Source organism: Roseococcus sp. GW821-FHT12F05 (assembly GCF_058806835.1).
Genome location: NZ_JBXAQB010000008.1, coordinates 1 through 21,920 on the forward strand (window position 1 = coordinate 1; position 21,920 = coordinate 21,920).

The following is a 21,920-nucleotide window of genomic DNA, read 5'->3' on the forward strand; positions in this document are numbered from 1 at the left end:
GTGGGGACGGAATTCGCGTCCAGGCACCTGCAGTATGAGATGTTCTATGCCGGCGGGCAGTATGTCACGCGAGGACACAGCTACCGCACCTACGACTGGGCGCGCGCCACAGACATGGCAAAGCGCGTCACAGGCTCCTACCAGCTCGAAGATTTCGTCGGGAAGAGCGATCGGGCCGCGTGATCCGACGGTAACACGCTCGAAAGCCCCAGGCCCTGGATTGCGGCCGGCTCCCGTGGGATATGGGCGCCAGCGAAGAGGTGATGGATGTCGGAACGCAAGATCTGGGTCGTCTGGGGCGGTATCTTCACGGACTTCACCTTCGAGGTGCTGGAGCCCGGCACCGAGGAGCTCCACGGCCCCTACCATGACGAGGCGACGGCGCTGCGCGCCTGGCGCGACGAGACCCGCCGCAAGGTGGACATCGCGACGCACCGGCTCTTCGTGCTGATCGCGACGCCGGAGACGCCGACCTCCGCCTGATCAGGGCTCAGGCGGCGACCTTCCGCAGGAAGGAGAGCACGGCCGCCTCCTCGATGCGCAGGCTGGGCCCCTTCCCCGTGGGCTTTCGCAGGCGGATCTCCAGCGAGCCGCCGGCATGGCCGTCGAAGACGGCGGGGTGGACGTAGCACTTCCGGCAGATGGTCGGCGTGTTGCCGAGCCGCGTGGAGGTGCGCAGGATCGCCTCGCGGATCTGCGCCTTGGCCATGCCCACGCCGGTCGCCGGCGGCATCCCCGCCAGCTCCAGCGCGCAGAGCACGGTGCCGGCCCAGGTGCGAAAATCCTTGGCGGTGATCTCCTCGCCGGTGATCTCGCGCAGATAGGCGTTCACGTCGGCCGAGCCGATGGGCTGCAGCGCGCCCTCTTCGTCGCGGTACTGGAAGAGCGACTGGCCCGGCAGGTCCTGGCAGCCCTTGAGGATGCGCGCGATGCGGCGGTCCTGGATGCGCAGCCGCCAGTCCTTGCCGCCCTTGCCGCGGAAGTGGAAGCGCATCTCGGCGCCCTTCACGTCCACGTGCCGGTTGCGCAGGGTGGTCAGGCCGAAGCTCTTGTTGATCCGCGCGTATTCCTCGTTGCCGACGCGGGCCAGCGTGGATTCGAGCAGCCAGACCACGGTGGCCAGCACCTTCTCGCGCGGCAGGCCCGGGCGGGCGATGTCGGCCTCCACGCGCTCGCGCAGGGCCGGCAGGCCGCGGGCGAAGCCGATCAGCCGCTCGAACTTGTTGCCATCGCGGATCTCGCGCCAGCGGGCGTGGTAGCGGTACTGCTTGCGGCCGCGGGCGTCGCGGCCCACGGCCTGGATGTGGCCGTCGGGGCGGGTGCAGATCCAGACCTCGGTATAGGCCGGTGGAATGGCCAGCTTGCGGATGCGCTCCAGGGTGGCCTCGTCGCGGACCGGCTTGTCGTCGGGCCCGACGTAGCGGAAGCGCGGCGCCGTGCTGAGGCGGCGGAGGCCCGGATCCTGGTCCGAGACATAGCGCAGCCCGGCAAGCTCGGCGTCGGTCACAGCGCGGGAGTCCCGAATGTCATGGCGGACCGCTGAACGCCGCGGGGATCGGCGCGGTTTCCGTAACTTGTCGCAACGGGGGGCGTTGCTGGGGCGCCATGGCACAACCCACCCCCCAGCGTGACCTCCGCACCGGCGAGCCCGTCTGGGTGGATGGCGTGCCCCCACCGGCGCGGTTTCCGCCGCTGGAGCGGAACATCGAGGTGGACGTGGCCGTGATCGGCTGCGGCGTGAGCGGCGCCCTGGCGGCGGACGCCGCGCTCCAGGCCGGCAAGAGCGTCGTGGCCTTCGACCGGCGCGGCGTGGCGCTGGGCTCGACGGCGGCGAGCACCGCGCTGCTGCAGTTCGAGATCGACCAGCCGCTGACCACGCTCATCCGGCGCATGGGGCGCGAGAAGGCCGTGCGGGCCTGGTGGCGCTCGGCGACGGCGGTGGACCATCTCGCCGCGCGCGTCTCCGACCTCGGCCTGCGCTGCGGCTTCCGGGAGCGGCATGCGGTGTACCTGCCCGGCAACGTGCTCGACCTGGACGGGCTGCGGCGCGAGGCGGCGGCGCGCGCGAAGGTCGGGCTGCGGTCGCGCTTCATCGAGGCCGACGAGCTGCTCCGGCTGACCGGGATCGCGCGCAAGGGCGCCATCTGGTCGGGCGGGGCGGCGGAGGTGGATCCGGTGGCGCTGGTGCGCGGGCTCTGGCGCTCGGCGCTGCGACGGGGGGCGGCGATCCACGCGCCCTGCGACATCGCGCAGATCGAGCCCGGCCGGGACGAGGTGCTGCTGACGACCCAGGCCGGCTACCGGGTCCGCGCGAAGCATGTGGTGCTGGCCACCGGCTACGAGCTGTCGAAGCTGGTGAAGCTGCGGGGCTACAGGATCACCTCGACCTGGGCCTTCGCGACGGCACCGCAGCCGGACCGGCTCTGGCCCAGCCGCTGCCTGATCTGGGAGGCGGCCGACCCGTATCTGTACCTTCGCACCACGACTGACGGCCGCGTGGTGGTGGGCGGCGAGGACGAGGAATTCTCCGACGACAAGCATCGGGACCGGCTGCTGCCCCGCAAGATCGAGAAGCTGCGGAAGAAGCTGGGCGCGCTGCTGCCGCAGCTCGACACCACGCCGGAATTCGCCTGGGCCGGCTGCTTCGGCGAGAGCCCCTACGGCCTGCCCGCGATCGGGCCCGTGCCGGGCGCGGAGCGCTGCTTCGCCGTGGTCGGCTTCGGGGGCAACGGCATCGCCTTCAGCGCCATCGCCGCCCAGCTGCTGCAACGGATGCTGCTGGGGCTGCCGGACCCGGATGCGGCGCTCTTCGGCTTCCGGTCATGACGCCCGACGCGCCGACGCTGGTGGGCGCCGCGGCCACGGCGGCCTCGGTCGCGAGCTTCACGCCCCAGGCCTGGAAGATCATCCGCACGCGCGACACGCGGAGCATCTCGGCCGGCACCTATGCGCTGACCGTCGCCGGCTTCGCCCTCTGGCTCGTCTATGGCGCGCTGCTGGGGCAATGGCCGCTGATCGCGACCAACGCCATCTGCTGCGCCCTCTCGGCCTTCATCCTGGTGATGAAGCTGCTTCCGGCGGAGAAGAAGGAGGCCGTCGCCGAGGCGATTGACCCGAAAGGCTGATTTCCGCTCATGTCGGCTCTTCAGCAAGGAGTCGGCATGGCCGAATCGGAACGGGGAACGCATGCCCAGCGCATCCGCGACCGACTGCGCGCGGACATCCTCAAGGGCCGTCTGCCCATGGGCGCGCGGCTCAAGATCGTCGAGCTCGCCCGGCAGTACGAGAGCAGCCAGATGCCGGTGCGCGAGGCGCTGCTGCAGCTTCAGGGCGAGGGGCTGGTGCGCATCTCCCCGCACAAGGGCGCGGAGGTGCGCGCGGTGGACGAGCGCTTCGTGCGCAACATCTACGACATCCGCGAGATCCTCGAGGTCTTCTTCGCCCGGCGCGCGGCCTCGGCGGCGACGCCGCGCGACGTGGCGGAGCTGACGGCGATCGAGGACGCCTACGAACGCCATCTGGAGCCGCGCGGCATCGCGCAGCGCATCCGGCTCAACCTGCGCTTCCACAACAGCATCTACCGGCTGGCGGGCAACGAGGACGCGCTGGAGATCATCGACAAGCACGCGGTGGTGACGCGGCTGCTGACGCAGAAGCACAACCACTCGCCCGAACGCGCGCGGCAGATCGCCGAGCAGCACCGCGCGCTGATCGCCGCCATCGCCGCGCATGACGTGGAGGCGGCGGGCGAGATCGCGGGACGGCACATGCGGGATGCGAGCGACGCGCTGATCGAGCGCATGCGGAGCGAGGGGTAGCGAGGGGCTCTGCCCCTGCACCCCAATACTGAACGATTTGGGGTGCAGGGCATAAAGCCCTGCTGGGGGAGTTTGAGGGGGCAAAGCCCCCTCAATCCTACCGAACCAGGGGGCACCCGCTCTCCGCGAGGGTGCGCCACGCCTGCTCCGCCGGCACGGTCGCGAGCAATTTATAAAAGTCCCAATCGCCCCGGCTGTCCTCCGGCCGCTTCACCTCGAAGAGGTAGGCCGGCGTGATCGCGCGCCCATCCGCGCGGACCGAGGCGGCGCCGTCATAGACTTCGCTTTCCACCGGCATCTGCTTCATGCGCGCGACGACCGCCGAGCCGCTGCGCTTCGCCTCGGCGGCCCCGAGCGAGGCCGCCGCCTTGAGGTAGTGCTGCGTGCCCGCATAGGCGGCCGCCTGGGTCATGTTGGGCCGCTTGTTCCGGTCGAAGCCGGCGCCGAAGGCGCGCTGGGTGAAGGCACGCGTGCGGTCGTTCATGTCCCAGTAGAAGGTCTCGGTCAGGACCAGCCCCTGAGCGGAATTCAGCCCCATCGCGCCGATATTGTTGATGAAGGTCAGCATCGCCGCGAGACGCTGCCCGCGCCGCGTGATGCCGAACTCGCCGGCCTGCTTCACGGAGTTGACCAGGTCGTCGCCGCCATTGGCGAGGCCGATCACCTTGGCCCGCGAGGCCTGCGCCTGGAGCAGGGCGGCGGCGAAATCCGTGCTCGGGAAGGGCATCGCGACACTGCCGAGGACCCGCCCGCCGGCACGGTTGATGAAGGTGGTCGCGTCGTCCTGCAGCGCGCGGCCGAAGCTGTAGTCGGCACGGATGAAGAACCAGGTGTCGCCGCCCTGGGCCACCAGCGCCGTGGTGGAGACGCGTGCCAGCATGTTCGAATCGTAGGACCAATGCACGATATTCGGCGTGCAGGCGCCGCCGGTCAGCTCGGCCGTGCCGACGTTGAAGGCCAGGATCACCTTGTCGCGCTCGCGGACGAGGTTGTTGATGGCGAGCGCGACGGCGGAATTCTGCAGGTCGCAGATCGCATCCACGCCCTGGTCCATCCATTGCCGGGCGAGGGCCACGGCAACATCCGGCCGGTTCTGATGGTCGGCGGAGACGACCTCGACGTTCAGGCCGAGTGGCCCCGCCATCTCCGAGACGGCCAGCTTGACGCAGGCCACGGTGCCGAGGCCGCCATTGTCGCGATAGGTGCTGGACTGGTCGTTCATGACGCCGATCCGGATGGTCGGCGCGCCTTGCGCCCCGGCGCTGATCGCGCCGAGCGCCAGGCCCGAGGCCAGCAGGCCCCGCTTGGTGACCTTGTTGGTCATGGACTTCTCTCCCTGCGGCTTGGTTATCCCAAGGCCTATCGCATCGGAAAGGTATCTCCAAGCACTATCTTGCGCTCATGTGTATACATTCATGCCCGCGGAAGCTTGCGGCTGCGCATGGCGCAGCCGCCGCCATATCCGGAGGCGAGCCCCCTCAGACGGAGGTCTTCAGCTCCTTCGGCGGCCGCGCGCGGATGGCCGCCTCGTTCACCTCGACGCCCCAGCCCGGGCCGGTCGGCAGGATGTAGTCGCCATCCTCGAAGACCGGTAGCGACATCACGTATTCGTCGCGCCAGGGCACGCTGTCGATGTCGATCTCCATGACGCGGAAGTTCGGCACCGTCGCGGAGAAATGCGCGCTGATCGCGCTGGCGAGATGGCCATAGAAATTGTGCGGCGCGACGTTCACGTCATAGGCATCGGCCATGGCGGCGATCTTCAGGGATTCGTTGAAGCCGTTCCAGATCACGTCGACGATCGCGACGTCCATCGAGTTCTGCTCGAAATAGGGCTTGAAGTCGCGCCGCTCCAGCAGCGTCTCGCCGGAGGCGATGGGCATCTTCGCGTCGCGCCGCAGCAGCGCGAGCGCGCTCGCGTCGTGGATGTCGAGCTCGAGCCAGGTCAGGCCCGCTTCGGCGAGCGCGTCGGCCATCCACCGGAAGCCCTCGGTGCGAAAGTGGAAGTTCAGGTCGAGCATGATCTCCATGTCCGGCCCGGCGCCCTCACGGAAGGCCTGGACCGTCCGGACCGCCGATTCCGCGATGTGGCGGTTCCAGTTGCGCTCCGGAAAGCCGCGGCCGACGAGGAAACCAGGCCGGTACTGCTCGATATGATCGCCGACGGAGAGCGCCGTGTTGGTCTTGAGGCCCCGGAAGCCCCTGGCCTTCACCTCCTCGCCGACGCGGGCCATGTCGTCATAGGTGCGCACCGGCTTGCAGCCGAGGATCTCCGGGTTGCGCATGCGGTAGGAGCCGCAATGCGACCAGTAGACCGGCAGCCGGTCCCGCACCTTGCCGCCGAAGAGCTGGTAGACCGGCACGCCCAGGTCCTTGCCCTTGATGTCCAGCAGCGCGTTCTCGATGGCGCCGATCGCCTGGCGCGCGATGCCGCCGCGCGACTGCACCGAGCGCGAGCCGAGCACGGCGTTGATGAACTCGATGCGGTGCGGATCCTGCCCGATCACCGCCGGCATCAGGCTGGTGATGGCGCCGCTGAGGCCCGGGCTGCCGAAGCTCTCGTTGAACTCGGACCAGCCGGTGATGCCGGCATCGGTGTCGAGCTTGAGAAAGGAGAAGGTCCTCCAGCCCGCATCGCAGTGCAGGATTTCGAACGCCTTGACCTTCATGGGATTTCCTCCGTGCTTCACGGCAGGGTTATCGATAATGTGGCCTGGGTCAAGGCGATGCGGCGCCTCTGGCGGCGAAGAAAATTATCGATAATATCGGGCGCGGCGCCAACGAGCGCAGGAGGATATGTCCATGACCCATCGTCGCCAGCTTCTCGCCCTCGGCGCGCTTTCGCCGCTCGCAGCACCCGCCCTGGCCCAGCCGGCCTGGCGTCCGGAAAAGTCCATCACCATGGTCGTGGCCTTCACGGCCGGCGGCGGCACCGACATCGCGGCGCGGCTCATCGCGCGCTTCATGGAGCGCGACCTCGGGCAATCCGTGGTGGTGCTGAACCGGCCGGGCGCGGCGGGCGAGATCGGCTTCGCGGAGCTCGCGCGGTCCCGGCCCGACGGCTACACGATCGGCTTCATCAACACGCCGCCCATCGTGACCATCCCGATCGAGCGCCGCTCCAGCTTCCAGTTCAGCGACTTCGCGATGATCGCCAACATCGTCGACGATCCCGACGGGCTCTGGGTCATGCCGAACAGCCCCTACCGCAGCGTGGCCGACCTCATCGCGGACGCGCGCCGGCGGCCCGAGACCATCGGCTACGGCACCACCGGCGTCGGCTCGGACGACCACCTCGCCATGCTCGCGCTGGAGCGCGTGGCGGGGGTGAAGTTCGTGCACGTGCCCTATCCGGGCGCGGTGCAGATCAAGATCGATCTCGCCTCCGGCCTGCTGCCGCTGGCCTGCACCAATCTCGGCGACTGCATCAACGACTGGCGGCAGGGCACGCTCAGGCCGCTCGCGCAGATGGGCGCCACGCGCTGGGAGCGCGCGGCCGAGCTGCCGACCCTGCGCGAGCTCGGCTACGACGTGGTGATGGGCTCGATGCGCGGCATCGCCGCCCCCGCGCGCGTGCCGCGGGCGGCGCTGGAGCGGCTGGCGATCTCGGTGCAGCGCACGGTGGAGAATCCCGAGTTCCAGGAGCAGGCGAACCAGCAGAACCTGCCGCTGCGCTTCCTCGGTCCGGACGCCTTCGCCGCCGAGCTGACCGCCATGGACGCCGAATACCGCGGGCTCTGGTCCCGCCACCCCTGGCGCGACTGACCCGCGGACGGGCATGATGGGTTCCTGAAAAGGGGGGAGACCCATGCCGCCGGACCGCTGGCTCATCCTCGCCGACGACCTCACAGGCGCGGCGGACACGGCGATCGCCTTCGCGCGGCGCGGCTGGAAGGCCTCCGTCAGCTGGGGCGGCGCCGTACCGGAAGACGAGGTGCTGGCGATCGACGCCGAGACCCGCGCCGCCGAGCCGGAGCCGGCCGCGGCGCGGCACCTCGCGCTGCTCCGCGCGCATGGCGGCGGCCGCACCGGGCTGTTCAAGAAGATCGACTCCACGCTGCGCGGCCAGCCGGCGGCCGAGCTCCAGGCCAGCCTGCAGGAGCTCGGCGCCGTGGCGCTCGTGGCCCCGGCCTTCCCGATGCAGGGGCGCACGACGCTCGACGGCCGCGTGCACCTGCATGGCCTGCCGCTGGAGGCCACCCCGCTCTGGGCGCGCGAGCACAGCTATCCGAACGCGGACCTGCGCGAGGTCTTCGGGCGGGGCGGCACTCCGGCGCGCCACGCGACGCTCGAGACCCTGCATGACGGCGCCCTGCCGGCGCTCATCGAGGCGGCCCTGGCCGAGGGCCTCTGCTCCGTCGTCTGCGACGCCGTGGAGGAGCGCGACCTGGCGCTCATCACCCATGCGGCGCGCCCCTATGCGGAGCGGCTGCTCTGGGTGGGGTCGGCGGGGCTCGCGCATGCGATCGCCGGGGCCGAGCCGCGGCACGGCGCGCCCCCTGCCCTGCCGCGCATCGCCGGCGGGATCCTGATGGTGGTGGGCAGCATGGCCGAGGTCTCGCAGGCCGGAATCGTGAAGCTCACCGCCGATCCGGAGCTGCGCGGCGTGGTGATCACCTCGGCCATGCTGCGGGCCGGGCTCGACGCCTGGCAGGGCACGCGCCAATCCGTGCGGGCCTCTCTGGCGCGGGGCCAGGACGTCATGATCACGATCTCGGGCCTGGGCGGGATGGACCCCACCCTGCCCCGCCATCTCGCGGCGCTGCTTCAGGATGCGAGCCCGGGCGGCCTCATCGCCACGGGCGGCGAGACGGCGCTGGCGCTGCTCGAGGCGCTCGGCGCCACCTCGCTGGGGATGATCGCCGAGGTCGAGCCGGGGGTGCCGCTCGGCCTCGCCGGAACGCTGCCCGTCATCACCAAGGCCGGCGCCTTCGGCGATGCCGGGACGCTCGGACGTTGCCTCGCCTATATGCGCCGGTTGCGCGCGCTGGAGATTCCCGCATGAGCCTGCCCGTCGTCGCGATCACCATGGGCGATGCCTCCGGCATCGGCCCCGAGATCATCATGAAGGCGCTGGCCCGCAAGGACGTGCTGGCGATGTGCCGGCCGCTCGTGGTGGGCGATGCGGGGCGGCTGCGCGAGGCCGGCGCGATCGTCGGCAGCAGGCTGCGCGTCGAGGCGCGCGCCACGCCCGGGGAGGCCACCTACGCACCCGGCACGGCGGAGGTCATCGACCTCGGGCTCATCCCGCCGGGGCATCCCTTCGGCACGCTCTCGCCCGTCTCGGGCGAGGCGGCCTACCGCTACATCGAGCGCGCGACGCGGCTGGTCGAGGCCGGCGCGGCGGATGCCATCTGCACGGCGCCGCTCTCCAAGGAGGCGCTGCATTCCGCGGGGCACAAGTATCCGGGACACACGGAGCTGCTGGCGCATCTCACCGGCACGCCCGAGGTCTCGATGATGCTGGTGGCGCCGAAGCTGCGCGTCATCCACGTCACCACGCATATCGGGCTGATCGATGCCATCCGGAGGATCGAGCCGGCGCTGGTCGAGCGGGTCATCGCGCGAGGCCGCGCGACCCTGGTGAAGTCGGGCATCGCGGAGCCGCGGATCGGCGTCTGCGGCATCAACCCGCATGCGGGCGAGAACGGGCTCTTCGGCCAGGGCGAGGAGGAGGAGAAGATCATCCCCGCCGTGCAGGCCTGCCGCGCGAAGGGCTGGCTCGTGGACGGGCCGCTGCCGGCGGACACGTTGTTCTTCCGCGCCGCCCGCAGCGATTTCGACCTGGTGGTGGCGATGTACCACGACCAGGGCCACGGGCCGGTGAAGGTGATGGGGCTGGAGGCCGGGGTGAACATCACCATCGGGCTGCCGGTGGTGCGGACCTCGGTGGACCACGGGACGGCCTTCGACATCGCCGGCAAGGGCATCGCCGACGAGGGGTCGCTGGTGGAGGCGCTGCGGCAGGCGGCGGAGCTGGCGCCGAAGCACTGACCCCGAGCCTTGGCCGGGGTGGATGCCGGCCCATATCCGGCAAGGCGTTCCTGAAGCGCGAGGAGAATGCGTTGACCAAAGGCTCGGACCTGCTCGTCGCGGCCCTGGAGAACGAGGGTGTCGACCGCATCTTCGGCATTCCGGGCGAGGAGAACCTGGACGTCGTCGAATCCATCCGGAAATCGTCGATCGAGCTCGTGCTGACGCGCCACGAGCAGGCCGCGGCCTTCATGGCGGCCACCTACGGACGGCTCACCGGCAAGCCCGGCGTCTGCATCACCACCCTGGGCCCGGGGGCGCTGAACCTCTCGACCGGCGCCGGCTATGCGCTGCTGGGCGCCATGCCGATGATCATGATCACCGGGCAGAAGGGGATCCTCTCCTCGCGCCAGGCGCGCTTCCAGATCGTCGACATCGTGGCCGCGATGAAGCCGCTGACCAAGCTGTCGCGCCAGATCGTCTCGCCCCAGATGATCCCGACCCTGGTCCGCGAGGCCTTCCGGGTGGCCCAGGAGGAGCGCCCGGGGCCGGTCCACCTGGAGCTGCCCGAGGACATCGCGGCGGAGGAATGCGAGGACGTCGCGCTGATCCCGCCGCATCCGGTGGAGCTGCCGCTGGCGAGCGCCGAGGCGCTGGACCGCGCGGCGGAGATGATCCTGCAGGCGAAGCGCCCGCTGGTCATGCTGGGCGCCGCCGCCTCGCGCCCGCGCTCCACCTCGGACCTCGCGCAGTTCGTCGTGCGGACGCGCATCCCCTTCTTCACGACGCAGATGGGCAAGGGCACCGTGCCCGGCGGCACCGAGCTCTACATGGGCACGGCCGCGCTCTCGGAGCGCGACTACGTGCACGAGGCCATCGAGCGCGCCGACCTCATCATCACCATCGGCCACGACACCGTGGAGAAGCCGCCCTTCATCATGGGCGCGTCCGGGCCGAAGGTCATCCATGTCGGCTACCAGCCGGCCAGCGTGGAGCAGGTCTATTTCCCGCAGGCCGAGGTGATCGGCGACATCGGCCCCTCCCTGCGGCTGCTGGCCGACCGGGTCGAGGGGAAGATCCCGCATGCGCAGGCCCTGCTGCCGCTGCGCGAGGGCATCCTCGCCCGCATCGCCGCGCGCGCCACGGAGGAGCGCTTCACGCCGCAGCGCCTGGTGCACGACATCCGCGAGGTGATGCCGGCCGACGGAATCCTGGCGCTCGACAACGGCATGTACAAGATCTGGTTCGCGCGGAACTACCGCACCCGGGTCGCGAACACGCTGCTGCTGGACAACGCGCTCGCCACCATGGGCGCCGGCCTGCCCTCCGCGATGATGGCGGCGATGCTGTACCCCGAGCGCCGCGTCATGGCGGTCTGCGGCGACGGCGGCTTCATGATGAACAGCCAGGAGATGGAGACGGCCGTCCGGCTGGGGCTGAACCTCGTCGTGCTGGTCATCGAGGACAAGGCCTACGGCATGATCCGCTGGAAGCAGGCCGTCGACCGGTTCCCGGATTTCGGCATGACCTTCAACAATCCGGACTTCGTGAGATACGCGGAAGCCTACGGCGCGAAGGGCACCCGGGTCGGCGCGATCGAGGACCTTCGGCCGACGCTGGAAAGGACCTTTGTCGAGGGCGGCGTGCATCTCGTCGCCGTGCCGATCGACTATTCGGAGAACCAGCGCGTCCTCGTGGAGGAGCTGCGCCACCGTCTCCCCGTCACGCAGCCGGCCTGACCTCCGCGATCGCGGAGGTCAGGCCAGCGACGTCAGCCTAACCGGCGTTGAACACGCCGAGGTTGCTGCCGACCGCCGACATCGTCCGCTGCACCTCGTCGCACAGCTTCGCGAAATCGGCGCCGGAGAGGCCATCGGCCGGGAAGCCGTTCTCGGCCGCGAAGGTCTGGAACTCCGGCGTCAGCACCGCGGCCCGGAAGAGCTCGTTCAGCCGTGCCTTGACCGGCGCCGCCATGCCCGAAGGCCCGGAGAAATAGGTCATCTGCGTGATCGGGCCGTAGGGGTACATGTCGATGCCCGCCTCGGCGAAGGTGGGCAGGTTCGGCAGCAGCGGCAGGCGCTGCGGCGCGAAGGTGGCCAGCGGCCGCAGGCTGCCGTCCTGGATCTGCGGCATGGTCTCGTTGGGCTTCAGGATCACGGAATCGATGTGCCCGCCCAGCAGGTCCGCGATGGCGCGCGAACCGCCGGGATAGCCGGAGAAGATGTAGTCCGAGCCGATCCCGCGGGCCATGACGACGGAGAAGATGTGGCTCACCGTGCCGCGCGTGCCGGAGACGCCGACGCTCATGCCTCCGGCCTTCTCGCGGAAGGCGGAGATGTAGGAGCCGATGTCCCGCCAGGGCGAGTTGGCCGAGACCAGCAGCAGCATCGGATCCTCGGAGACGCGGACGAGGTTGTCGAAGTTCTCGTTGCGCAGCGAGATGGTGCCCGAGGCGATGAGGGCGAGGATGCTCGTCGACGCCAGGCCGACGGTGTAGCCGTCCGGCCGCGCCGCGGCCACGCGCTGCATGCCGACGACGCTGCTGCCGCCCGGCGCGTTGTCCACCACGACGGTGTGGCCCTGGTTCGCCATGATCGCCTGCAGGCGCCGGCCGATGATGTCGGTGCCGCCGCCCGGCGCCCAGGGGATGATCATGCGGATCTCGCGCGACGGGAAGGACTGCGCGAGCGCGCCCCCCGCGGCGAGGAGGGCGGGAGCCGCGAGGATGCCGCGGCGCGTGGTCTGGAACATGATTTTTCCTCCTGGTTCCGGCGCACGGCCCACAGGGCGGACCGTGCCCGCAGCGAAGTCAGACGTAGCCGGGGCCGGGAACGCCGGGGTACTTCCGCAGCAGCTCCTCGTTGACCTCGATGCCGAGGCCGGGACCGTCGCTGGGGCGGACGGTGCCATCGGCTTCCAGCTTGTAGGGCGGGATCACGAGCTCCTCGCGCAGCGGGTTGTCCGGCGCGCAATCGGCCTCGAAGTAGCCGGCGTTCTCGATCGCGCACATCACGTGCAGCGTGGCGGCCATGCAGATGCCGGCGCTGGAATGGCAGTGGATCGGCAGCTTCCAGGCCGAGGCCATGGCGGCGATGCGCATCGTCTCCGTCACGCCGCCGGTCTTGGAGATGTCGGGCTGCAGGATGGTGATGCTGCCGTCCTCGATGAGGCGGTGGAACTCGAAGCGCGTGTAGTGGTTCTCGCCGGCGGCCAGCGGCACGGAGGGCGCCAGCAGCCGCGCCTCCCGGTAGCTGCGGTGGTCGTGCGCCGGGAAGGGCTCCTCCAGCCAGCCGACGCGTGCGGCGGCGAAGGCGGGCAGGATCTGGCGCACGTCGCGCACGGAGTAGCCGGTGTTGGCGTCGGTCAGGATGGTGAGGTTCGGGAAGGCGGCGCGGACGGCCTCGACGCGGGCGATGTCGCGCTCGGGGCTGTCGCCCATGCGCAGCTTCACGGCCTTGTAGCCCTCGGCGAGGAAGGCGCGGACCTCCTCCACCAGCGAGGCCGGCTCCTGGTAGCCGAGGCAGATGCCGCCGACATAGGCGGGGATGCCGCGCGAGGCGCCGCCCAGAAGCTTGTAGAGCGGCCAGCCCACGGCCTTGCCCCGGATGTCCCAGAGCGCGGTGTCGATGCCGCTCATGGCCATGGCGCAGGCGGCGCCCATGCCGTGGCTGCCGAGCTGGAACTTGTAGACCTTGGCCCAGATGCCCACGACATCCGTCGCGTCCATGCCGAGGATGAGGTCGCTGAGCGTGGTGCTGATGAGCTGGCCGATGGCGAGATGCGCCCGGCCGTGATGCGATTCGCCCCAGCCGACGATGCCGTCCTCGGTGGTGACCTTCACGACGACGGCGTCCCGCTTCACCTGGCGGCCGATGCCGAGCGTGACCTGGCGGTCCTGCTTCACGGGCACGCTGATGGGGAAGGCTTCGATGGCGACGATCTTCAAGGCGACGGCTCCTCCTGCTTTCGGCATGAATACGTATTCTTGGCAGCATCCGTCAATTCCTTGAGGTCTGTGGCGTTCCTGGATACGTATCGGCACCATGGCCACCAGTCGTGACGTCGCCCGGCGCGCCGGGGTTTCGCAGTCCACCGTCTCCCGCGCCCTCTCCGGCCATCCCGGCGTGACGGCGGAGGTGCGCCGCCGCGTGCAGGCCGCGGTGCGGGAGCTGACCTATGTGCCCAATGCCGCCGCGCGGGCCATGCGCACGCGCAGCAGCGGCAATATCGGCGTGGTGACGGCGCGGCTGCACAACCCGATCTATCCGGAGATGCTCCAGCTCCTGGCGCGCGAGCTGCGGCTGGCGGGGCTGCGCATGATCGTCTGGAACTCGGACGAGACGGACGAGCGCGCGGCGGCCGACGCGGCGCGGCAGGGCATGGTGGACGGGATCATCTTCACCTCGGCGACGCCGGCCTCGACCACGCTCTACGAGGAGATCGCGCAGCGCCTGCCGGTGGTGCTGGTCAACCGCACCGTCGAGGGCTGGCCCTGCGACCAGGTCGAAAGCGACAATTTCGCGGGTGGCGGCGCGGTGGCGGCGCATTTCCGCGAGGCCGGGAGGCGGCGGATCGGCCTGCTCAGCGGGCCCCTGCTGCCGAGCACCATCCGCGCCCGCGAGGCCGGCTTCCTGGAAGGCTGCATGGAGCCGCCAGCCGTCGTCCGCGCTGATGCCTTCACCTACAAGGCCGGCGTCGAGGGGATGGAGCGGCTGCTCGCCCTCGCCGACCGGCCCGACGCCGTCTTCTGCGCCAACGACGTGCTGGCGCTCGGCGCGCGCGACGCCGCGCGCAAGGCCAACATCGACGTGCCGGACGAGCTCTGGCTGGTGGGCTACGACGACATCGCCATGGCCGGCTGGACGGCCTTCGACCTCACCACCGTCCGCCAGCCCATCGAGGAGATGGTGCGCGAGGCCGTGCGGCTGCTGCGCCTGCGCATGGCCGGCGAGGAGTTTCCCCGCCAGCGCCTGCGCCTGCCGGCCGCGCTGGTGCTGCGCGGCTCGACGCAGCGGCCGCGCGGCGGCTGAGCTTCTATCCCAGCGCGGCGCGGAACTCCGCCGTCCGGCGGTTCGCCTCGCGCAGCAGCAGGCTGTAGTCGCTGTCCATCAGGAAGAGCCGGACGCCCTGAGCGGCCCAATCCTTCGCCTGCTCCGCCTCGGAGAGCTGCATCCCCATGGGGACGCCGGCCTCGCGGCAGGCCTGGCACGCGCCCTCGATGATCCGGGCCACGCCGGGATCCGCCGGCGACGGCGCGCCCATGGCGAGCGACAGGCCGATGCGGCCGACGAAGACCGCGTCCAGCCCCGGCACGCGCGCAATGGCGGAGGCGGCCGCGAGGCCCGGCGGCTCGTCGATCTGCGCGATCACCACGAGGTCGCGCGCCATCCGGTCGCGAAACTCCGGCCAGGGGATGGTGCGGTGGCCGGTGGCGCGGGCGCCGCCGCCCCAGGCGCGCTCGACCGCCAGGCCGCGCGCGAATTGCACGAGCTCCGCCGCCTCCTCTGCCGAGGAGAGGTGCGCCACCTGCAGCCCGTCCGCGCCCGAGGCGATGGCGTGCTGGATGGCGGGGCGCGAGGCGTCGGCCGGCCGCACCAGCACCGGCAGGTTGGAGGCCCGCGCGGCCTGGATGCAGGCGGAGAGCGAGGCCCGGTCGTAGGAGCCGTGCTCGGCGTCCAGCACGATCAGGTCCAGCGCGGAGCGCGCCAGCATCTCGATCGCCTCGGGCGCGACGAGGCGGGAGAAGATGCCGATCAGGCTCTCGCCGTCGCGCAGCCGCTGCCGCAGGGAGACAGGCTCGGGGCGCGGGGGGAACATGCGGGCGGCCTCCGATTTCATGTCAGTGAAGATGACGTCAGGCCGGGACGGGCCAGCCGCAGGAAGCCGATCTCGTGGGACGGCGTGCCGTCGCCCGTGGCGAGGTCGGCCAGGATCTCGCCCACCACCGAGCAGAACTTGTAGCCATGGCCCGAGCAGGGCGAGGCCAGCACGACCTGCGGATGCTCGGGATGATGGTCCAGGATGAAGTGTTCGTCCGGCGTGTTGGTGAACATGCAGGCCCGCAGCGCCTGGGTCGCGCCATTCCCCTCCGGAAAGTAGCGTGCGGAAAAATCGCGCAGCAGGCGCTCGTCCTCGGCGTCGACCTCGCGCCGCATTTCTTCCGCAGCGCAATGCTCGTCGCGGTGGTGGTAACGGCCGAACTTGAAGCCGGGCACCTCGTAGACGGGGAAGCCGTAGTACCGCCCCTCCTCCACGGCCAGGTTGAAGACGGGGAAGCGTTCCGGCGTGAAGAGCTCGGGCCGCGTCGGCTGCAGCCAGGCCAGCACCTGCCGCTCCGGCACCGCGCGCCCGGCGAGCAGGGGCGCGAGATCGGCCATCCAGGCGCCGGCCGTCAGCACGAGGCGCGCGGCCTCGTAGCGGCCCTTGTCGGTCGTCACGACGACGCCCTCGCCGCCCGGATGCGCCTCCCAGCCAAGCACGCGCTCACGGGCGCGGAGCTCGGCGCCCGCCTCCTGCGCCGCGCGGCAATGGGCGACGATGGCGCGCTCGCTCATGACGAAGCCGCCCTCGGGCTGGAAGACCGCCCGCGTGGCCGCGGGCAGCCGGTAGCCGGGGAAGCGGGCGTTGACCTCGTCGCCCGTCAGCACCTCGTGCGCCAGATCGTGCAGGCGGGCGGAGTTGAGCGCGCCCTGGAAGAGCTCGCCATCCTCCGGGCCGGCATCGATCGAGCCGGTCAGGATCAGCAGGCGCTCGCCGGTCGCTTCCTCCGCCTCGCGCCAGAGCTCGTAGGCGCGGCGCAGGAGCGGGACATAGGCGGGGTCCTCGTAATAGGGCAGCCGGATGATCCGCGTGACGCCGTGCGAGGAGCCCATCGCGTGCGGGATGTCGAAGCGCTCCAGACCGAGGACGCGCTGCCCTCGCCTTGCCAGCTGCCAGGCCGCGGCGCTGCCCATGCCGCCGAGCCCCACCACGATCACGTCATACGCCATGCCCATCCCCAGGATCGCGGTTCGCGCGACCATGCTAGCGGCGCCGAGCGGCAGGCAAAGCCCCCTTATCGAGCCATCTTCATATTCGTGAAATTCTGGCTTCCGCCTTCACCGATGCCCCGCTAGCCTTCCCGCATCGCCTCGGGCCGTCCGGACAGAAGGATCGGAACCATGCCATTCTCCGCCCATCGTCGTCGGATCCTGATCGGCGCGGCAGCAGCGGGCGCATTCGCCGGGCCGCGCGGCGCGGCCGCGGCGACCTACCCCACCCAGCCCGTGCGCGTCGTGGTCCCCTTCGAGACCGGCGGTCCCACCGATGCGATCGCGCGGCTGATCGCCAACAAGCTCGGCGGGCTTCTCGGCCAGCAATTCCTGATCGAGAACCGCAGCGGCGCCAACAGCGTGATCGGCACGACCTATGTCGTGCGCTCCGCGCCCGACGGACACACGCTGCTCATCGGCACCAACGGCACCTCGGGCAGCGCGGCGCTGAATCCCAACCTGCCCTACGACACGCTGCGCGACATCAGCGCGGTCGCGTCGCTGGCCATCACGCCCTATTTCCTGACGGCCTCGGCCAACCTGCCGGCGCGCAGCTTTCCGGAGTTCCTGGCCTATTGCCGCGCCAATCCCGGCCGCGTGAGCTTCGCCTCCTCCGGCATCGGCAGCGGGCCGCACCTGGCCAGCGAGCTGCTGAAGATGCGCACGGGCATCGAGATGGAGCACGTGCCCTATCGCGGCACCGCGCCCGCCATCACCGACATGGTCGCGGGGCGCGTGGGGGTCTACTTCACCAGCCTCAGCGCCTCCCTGCCCTTCCTGCAGACGGGACAGCTCCGCATCCTCGCCGTGGCGTCCAAGGCCCGCTCGCCCTTCGTGCCCGACGTGCCGACGCTGGACGAGAGCGGCGTGCCGGACTTCACGGCGGAATCCTGGTTCGGCCTGCTCGCGCCGGCGCGCATCCCGGCCGAGGCGGAGGAGGTCCTGTCGCGATCCGTCGCGACGGCGCTGGACGATGCGGAGGTGCAGCAGAAGCTGCGCGACCTGGTCCATCTGCCGATGCGGATGAGCGCGGCGGAGTTCAAGGAATTCTTCCGCCGCGACGTCGAGAAATGGGCCGAGGTGGTGCGCGTCGCCCGCATCACCGTGAATTGAGCGGGCCGTCTACTCGCGCACGACGTAGGTGAAGAAGCGGACGGAGCCGTCCTCCTGCTTCTGGCGATAGACGCCCTGGATCTCGTTGTCGAAGCCGGGGAAGAGGTTGGCCGCGCGCTCGAAGGCCTTGAGATAGGCGATCATCGGACGCGAGCGCTGGCCCAGCCGCTCGCCGGGGATCACTGTCGCGATCCCCGGGGGATAGACCAACCAGAGCGTCGCCGCGATGCGGCCATCCGCTTCCTCCAGCGGCACGAAATCCACCTTGTTGCGCACCATCTCGCGCACCGCGGCGTGCGGCGGCATCACCATCTCCGGGAAATGCTCGGCGCGGAACTGCGCGGCCTGGAGGGCGCTGACGTTCTCGCCGCGATAGAAGGACTGCATCTCGGCGCAGAGGTCGCGCAGCCGGACGCCCACGTAGCGCTTCGGGCGGCGCGCGACGAAGTTCGGGATCACCTCTTCCAGCGGCGCGTTGCGGTCGTGCAGCTTCTTGAAGGTGACGAGATGGGAGAGCAGCGTGCCGGCCTTGCTGCTCTCGCTGCCCGGCGTCAGTAGGAAGAGCAGGCTGTTGAGGTCGTTCTTCTCGGGCACGATGCGGTTCTGCCGCAGGTACTCGGCCACGATCGGCGCCGGCACGCCGTGCTCGTCATAGGCGCCGTCGCGGAAGCCCGGCGTCAGCACGGTGAGCTTGTTCGGGTCCGTCATCGCCCAGCCGGAGGGGACGTCGCCGAAGCCGTGCCAATCCGCGCCGGGCGCCAGCTCCCAGTGGCGCGGATCGGAGGCCAGCAGGTCGGTGGGCACGTCCTCCCAACGCAGGGTCTCGCCCTCCACCTCCGTCGTCTTGGGCACGAAGGGCTCGAAGAACCACTTGTTCGCGGGGTCGACCTCCTGCTCCGCGAATTCCCGGGCCATGAGGCGGAGCTTCTTCCGCATCTCGATGCCGAGGCGGATGGTGTCGTCCCACAGCACCTCGCCCGAGCGCCCCTTCATCATCTGCGCGCCCACGTCCAGCGAGGCGAAGAGCGGATAGAACGGGCTCGTGGAAGCATGGAGCAAAAAAATCTCGTTGAAGCGCCGGTGCTCGACGCGGCGCTCCTGGCCCTTGATGTGGTTGTCCCGCACGTGGATCTGCGAGGCCTGCGAGAAGCTCGCGAGCTGCTTGTGCGTGCTCTGCGTCACCAGGATGCCGGGCGAATCCGGGCCCAGCGGCTTCAGCCCCATGCCGAAGCGGCCGCGGTACAGCGGGTGGAACTTCATGAAGCCCGCCCAGGCCTCGTCGAAGAGGATGTAGTCGCAGAGATGGCCGAGCCGCTTCAGCACCTCCTCGGCCGAGTAGATCGTGCCGTCATAGGTGCATTGCTCGACGACCGCCGCGCGGAAGGGGCGCGGGCGCTTCCAGGCCTCGGGGTCCTTCACCAGCGGATTGTCGCGGATGGCCTGGCGCAGCCGGTCCTCGTCCAGCGCCGCGAGGTCCATGGGGCCGATGAGGCCATGCGGGTTGCGCGCCGTCTCGATGAAGATCGGCGTCGCCTCGCCCAGGAAGAGCGCGCCGTGATGCGCGGCCTTGTGGTTGTTCCGGTCGAACAGCACGAGGTCGTCCTCGGCCAGCATCGACTGGAGCACGACCTTGTTGGAGGTGGAGGTGCCGTTCAGCACGAAGTAGGTGCGCTCGGCCCCGAAGATCTTCGCGGCTTCCATCTGCGCCTTCAGCGCCGGCCCCTCATGGGTCAGCAGGTCGCCGAGGTCGAGGACGGAATTGTCGAGGTCGTCGCGGAAGATGGCCTCGCCCAGATGCTCCACGAAGATGCGGCCCACCGGGCTGCGGCTGTAGAACATGCCGCCATTATGGCCCGGGCAGGTCCAGAGCATGTTGCCCGCCTCGGCATAGTCGACCAGCGCGCCGAAGAAGGGCGTCTTCAGCGTCTCCGCATATTGGCGCAGGCGGGAGACGAGGTTCTTGGCGATGAAGTCCGGCGTCTCCTCCGCGAGGAAGACGAAGCCGTCCACGTCGTCCAGCACGTCGACGGGGATGTCCTCCAGCCGGCGGCGGCGCACCAGCAGGATGATCGGCATCTCCAGCCCGCGCTTGCGGATCTGCGCGATCAGCGTGGCCGCCTTGCCCTGCAGGCCCTTCTTGCCCCAGTCGACCAGCACCGTGCCGATGGCGCTGTCGGTGCGGATCACCAGCTCCGCATCGTCGTCGCGGCGGGCGCGGACGACGGCATAGCCCATGCCCTCGACCTCCGTGAGGATCTCGCGCAGGCGGGCGCCCTCGAGATCCGTCTCGTCAAAGTTCGGCGCGCAGACCAGGACCTTGAAGCGGCGGGCGTATTCCATCCAATGCTCTCCCTGGCATGCACGCCCCTGGTAGCCGGAGGCTCCCCGGGGGCAACCCGCCCCTGCGTGACGCTTCGATGAAACCTGCGGCGACCCGTCAGGTCGCGCGGGGCACCGGAATGGACTCGGCGCGGGCCAGCGCGGCGTTCTGGAAGCGCGGATCCTGGGTGACCTCGGCGCCGATCCAGGGCGGCAGGGCGACGACCTGCCCGGCCGCAGCAAGCTCCACCTCGGCCAGGACCAGCCCGGCGAGGCGCCCCTCGAACTCGTCCACCTCCCAGACCAGCCCGTCATGGCGCACGCGCGTCCGATGCTTGGCGATGGGCGGGGAGACGCAATGCGCGGCCAGCAGCGCCTCCGCATCCGCGGCGGGGATCGGGTATTCGAACTCCGCGCGGGACAGCAGTCCCGGCGATTTCAGCGTGATCCAGGCCCGCTCGCCGGATTGGCGCACGCGCACCGTCATCCCCGCGCCGGCGCCGTCCACCACATAGCCCTGCCGGATCGGCAGGGGCGGGCCGAGGGCGGCGTCGCGCCAGCCCTCTGATGTCACCAGGAATTTGCGTTCGATCTCGACCGGCATGGCCGGCCTCTACCGCGATCGAACGCCGGGCGTAACCCTCAGGTGCGGGCCAGGCCCGCCGCCTTCATCGCATCGCCCAGCGAGGTGTCCGCCGCCGCGAGGTGGCGGGCGAAGCCCTCCGCATCGGCATAGGTCAGGCCGAAGCCGCGGTTGTTCATGAAGCCGATATACTCCTCGGACTTGAACACGCGATCGAGCGTCGCGTTCATCACCGTCCGCACCTCGGCGGGAAGGCCGGTCGGCCCCACGATGCCGCGCCAGGCGCCCGTCGAGTACTCGATCCCCATGGCCTCCTTCAGCGTCGGGATGTTCGGGAAGGCGCCGAGGCGCTCGTTGGACATCACCGCCAGGCTCCGCGCACGGTTGGCATCCAGCATGGCGCGCGCCTCGACCACCGAGTTGGTGGTGAAATCGAGCCCGCCGGCGACCAGATCCTGCATGGCCGGCGCCGCGCCGTTGGACGGCACCCAGCGCACATGCGCCGCCGGCATGCCGATCGCCATCAGCCAGCCCGCCAGCGCGAGGTGCCAGATGCCGCCCTGCCCGGTGCCGCTCGCCTTCATCTGGCCCGGCCGCGCCGCCTTCACCGCCTCGGCGAGCGCGCGGACGTCCTGGTAGCGCGAGTTGCTCGCCACCTGGATGCCCGGCGGGTCGTTGTTCATCAGGCCGAGCGGCGTGAAGTTGCGATAGGTCACCTCCGTCAGCCCCTGCCAGTGCAGCATGCAGATCTCGGAGGTGATCATGCCGAGCGTGTAGCCGTCGGGATTGGCGCTCGCGATGGCGGCATGGCCCACCACGCCCGAGCCGCCGGTACGGTTCACCACGTTGAAGGGCTGGCCGAGCTCCTTCTCGAGCAGGGTGGCGATGATGCGCACCACGGCGTCGGTGCCGCCGCCGGCGGCCCAGGGGCAGAGCATCTGCACCGGGCGTACGGGCCAGCGGGCCTGGCCGAAGGCGGGCGCGGCGAGCAGCGCCGTCGAGGCGCCGAGCAGCGTGCGGCGGGACGTGTCGTTCATGGATGATTTCTCCCTGCGAGTCTTATTGGACGGTGAACTGTGATCC

At 70.3% G+C, this 21,920-nt stretch carries 21 protein-coding genes; 11 read left to right on the top strand and 10 right to left on the bottom strand.

Annotation, left to right across the window (positions count from 1 at the left end):
* Window positions 1-183: 4-hydroxyphenylacetate 3-hydroxylase C-terminal domain-containing protein (locus AC1ROY_RS19350; RefSeq protein ID WP_493150506.1), on the top strand; the 183-nt coding region annotated here is incomplete at its 5' end.
* Between the two features lie 84 nt (window positions 184-267).
* Window positions 268-483, top strand: a complete 216-nt coding sequence (locus tag AC1ROY_RS19355; protein WP_493150507.1) for a DUF4170 domain-containing protein — start codon at window positions 268-270, stop codon at window positions 481-483.
* Between the two features lie 7 nt (window positions 484-490).
* Here the strand turns inward: AC1ROY_RS19355 and AC1ROY_RS19360 are convergent, their stop codons facing one another.
* A complete protein-coding gene (locus tag AC1ROY_RS19360; RefSeq protein WP_493150508.1) occupies window positions 491-1,507 on the bottom strand; it encodes a DNA topoisomerase IB in 1,017 nt (338 codons plus the stop codon).
* 98 nt (window positions 1,508-1,605) lie between these two features.
* Here AC1ROY_RS19360 and AC1ROY_RS19365 point away from each other — a divergent pair, with 98 nt between their 5' ends.
* From AC1ROY_RS19365 to AC1ROY_RS19375, 3 genes are read left to right on the top strand one after another with little or no spacing between them, the layout of a single operon-like run.
* Window positions 1,606-2,826, top strand: coding sequence for an NAD(P)/FAD-dependent oxidoreductase (locus AC1ROY_RS19365; RefSeq protein WP_493150509.1), 1,221 nt, complete (start codon window positions 1,606-1,608; stop codon window positions 2,824-2,826).
* A complete protein-coding gene (locus AC1ROY_RS19370; RefSeq protein ID WP_493150510.1) occupies window positions 2,823-3,125 on the top strand; it encodes a SemiSWEET family sugar transporter in 303 nt (100 codons plus the stop codon). Before AC1ROY_RS19365 ends, AC1ROY_RS19370 begins: the two co-directional genes overlap by 4 nt.
* A gap of 36 nt (window positions 3,126-3,161) precedes the next feature.
* Window positions 3,162-3,818 (top strand): GntR family transcriptional regulator, encoded by a 657-nt coding sequence (locus AC1ROY_RS19375; RefSeq protein ID WP_493150511.1) that lies wholly within the window; start codon window positions 3,162-3,164, stop codon window positions 3,816-3,818.
* Between the two features lie 97 nt (window positions 3,819-3,915).
* On the opposite strand, the gene AC1ROY_RS19380 is transcribed toward AC1ROY_RS19375, so the two are convergent.
* Together AC1ROY_RS19380 and AC1ROY_RS19385 are read right to left on the bottom strand one after the other, a co-directional pair.
* Entirely contained in the window at window positions 3,916-5,142 is a 1,227-nt protein-coding gene (locus AC1ROY_RS19380; RefSeq protein WP_493150512.1) for an ABC transporter substrate-binding protein, read from the bottom strand.
* 154 nt (window positions 5,143-5,296) lie between these two features.
* Window positions 5,297-6,487, bottom strand: a complete 1,191-nt coding sequence (locus AC1ROY_RS19385; protein WP_493150513.1) for a mandelate racemase/muconate lactonizing enzyme family protein — start codon at window positions 6,485-6,487, stop codon at window positions 5,297-5,299.
* Window positions 6,488-6,620: 133 nt separating this feature from the next.
* Here AC1ROY_RS19385 and AC1ROY_RS19390 point away from each other — a divergent pair, with 133 nt between their 5' ends.
* From AC1ROY_RS19390 to AC1ROY_RS19405, 4 genes are all read left to right on the top strand, one after another.
* Entirely contained in the window at window positions 6,621-7,583 is a 963-nt protein-coding gene (locus AC1ROY_RS19390; protein ID WP_493150514.1) for a tripartite tricarboxylate transporter substrate binding protein, read from the top strand.
* Between the two features lie 43 nt (window positions 7,584-7,626).
* Window positions 7,627-8,823, top strand: a complete 1,197-nt coding sequence (locus AC1ROY_RS19395) for a four-carbon acid sugar kinase family protein (RefSeq protein WP_493150515.1) — start codon at window positions 7,627-7,629, stop codon at window positions 8,821-8,823.
* On the top strand, window positions 8,820-9,812 hold the full coding sequence (gene pdxA, locus AC1ROY_RS19400) for a 4-hydroxythreonine-4-phosphate dehydrogenase PdxA (protein WP_493150516.1): 993 nt from the start codon (window positions 8,820-8,822) through the stop codon (window positions 9,810-9,812). The genes AC1ROY_RS19395 and pdxA overlap by 4 nt, the downstream gene beginning before the upstream one ends.
* A gap of 71 nt (window positions 9,813-9,883) precedes the next feature.
* Window positions 9,884-11,530, top strand: a complete 1,647-nt coding sequence (locus AC1ROY_RS19405; protein WP_493150517.1) for an acetolactate synthase large subunit — start codon at window positions 9,884-9,886, stop codon at window positions 11,528-11,530.
* 37 nt (window positions 11,531-11,567) lie between these two features.
* Here AC1ROY_RS19405 and AC1ROY_RS19410 read toward each other — a convergent pair whose 3' ends face one another.
* Entirely contained in the window at window positions 11,568-12,542 is a 975-nt protein-coding gene (locus AC1ROY_RS19410; RefSeq protein ID WP_493150518.1) for a tripartite tricarboxylate transporter substrate binding protein, read from the bottom strand.
* A gap of 58 nt (window positions 12,543-12,600) precedes the next feature.
* A complete protein-coding gene (locus AC1ROY_RS19415) occupies window positions 12,601-13,737 on the bottom strand; it encodes a mandelate racemase/muconate lactonizing enzyme family protein (RefSeq protein WP_493150519.1) in 1,137 nt (378 codons plus the stop codon).
* A 97-nt stretch (window positions 13,738-13,834) separates the two neighbouring features.
* On the opposite strand from AC1ROY_RS19415, the gene AC1ROY_RS19420 reads away from it, so the two are divergent.
* The gene (locus AC1ROY_RS19420; protein ID WP_493150520.1) at window positions 13,835-14,821 is read left to right on the top strand and encodes a LacI family DNA-binding transcriptional regulator; all 987 of its coding nucleotides are present in this window, start codon (window positions 13,835-13,837) and stop codon (window positions 14,819-14,821) included.
* Window positions 14,822-14,825: 4 nt separating this feature from the next.
* Here AC1ROY_RS19420 and AC1ROY_RS19425 read toward each other — a convergent pair whose 3' ends face one another.
* Together AC1ROY_RS19425 and solA are read right to left on the bottom strand one after the other, a co-directional pair.
* The gene (locus tag AC1ROY_RS19425; protein ID WP_493150521.1) at window positions 14,826-15,608 is read right to left on the bottom strand and encodes an HpcH/HpaI aldolase family protein; all 783 of its coding nucleotides are present in this window, start codon (window positions 15,606-15,608) and stop codon (window positions 14,826-14,828) included.
* Window positions 15,609-15,625: 17 nt separating this feature from the next.
* Entirely contained in the window at window positions 15,626-16,813 is a 1,188-nt protein-coding gene (gene solA, locus AC1ROY_RS19430) for an N-methyl-L-tryptophan oxidase (RefSeq protein ID WP_493150522.1), read from the bottom strand.
* Window positions 16,814-16,951: 138 nt separating this feature from the next.
* On the opposite strand from solA, the gene AC1ROY_RS19435 reads away from it, so the two are divergent.
* Window positions 16,952-17,935, top strand: a complete 984-nt coding sequence (locus AC1ROY_RS19435) for a Bug family tripartite tricarboxylate transporter substrate binding protein (protein WP_493150523.1) — start codon at window positions 16,952-16,954, stop codon at window positions 17,933-17,935.
* Window positions 17,936-17,944: 9 nt separating this feature from the next.
* Here the strand turns inward: AC1ROY_RS19435 and AC1ROY_RS19440 are convergent, their stop codons facing one another.
* The 3 genes from AC1ROY_RS19440 to AC1ROY_RS19450 all read right to left on the bottom strand — a co-directional run bounded on the left by AC1ROY_RS19440 (window position 17,945) and on the right by AC1ROY_RS19450 (window position 21,874).
* Window positions 17,945-20,275 carry an Orn/Lys/Arg family decarboxylase gene (locus AC1ROY_RS19440; RefSeq protein ID WP_493150524.1) on the bottom strand — a complete coding sequence of 777 codons (2,331 nt, stop codon included), beginning with the start codon at window positions 20,273-20,275 and terminating at the stop codon, window positions 17,945-17,947.
* A gap of 97 nt (window positions 20,276-20,372) precedes the next feature.
* Complete coding sequence (locus tag AC1ROY_RS19445) at window positions 20,373-20,858, bottom strand: CYTH domain-containing protein (RefSeq protein WP_493150525.1); 486 nt, start codon at window positions 20,856-20,858, stop codon at window positions 20,373-20,375.
* Window positions 20,859-20,896: 38 nt separating this feature from the next.
* A complete protein-coding gene (locus tag AC1ROY_RS19450) occupies window positions 20,897-21,874 on the bottom strand; it encodes a Bug family tripartite tricarboxylate transporter substrate binding protein (RefSeq protein ID WP_493150526.1) in 978 nt (325 codons plus the stop codon).
* Window positions 21,875-21,920: the final 46 nt, after the last annotated feature.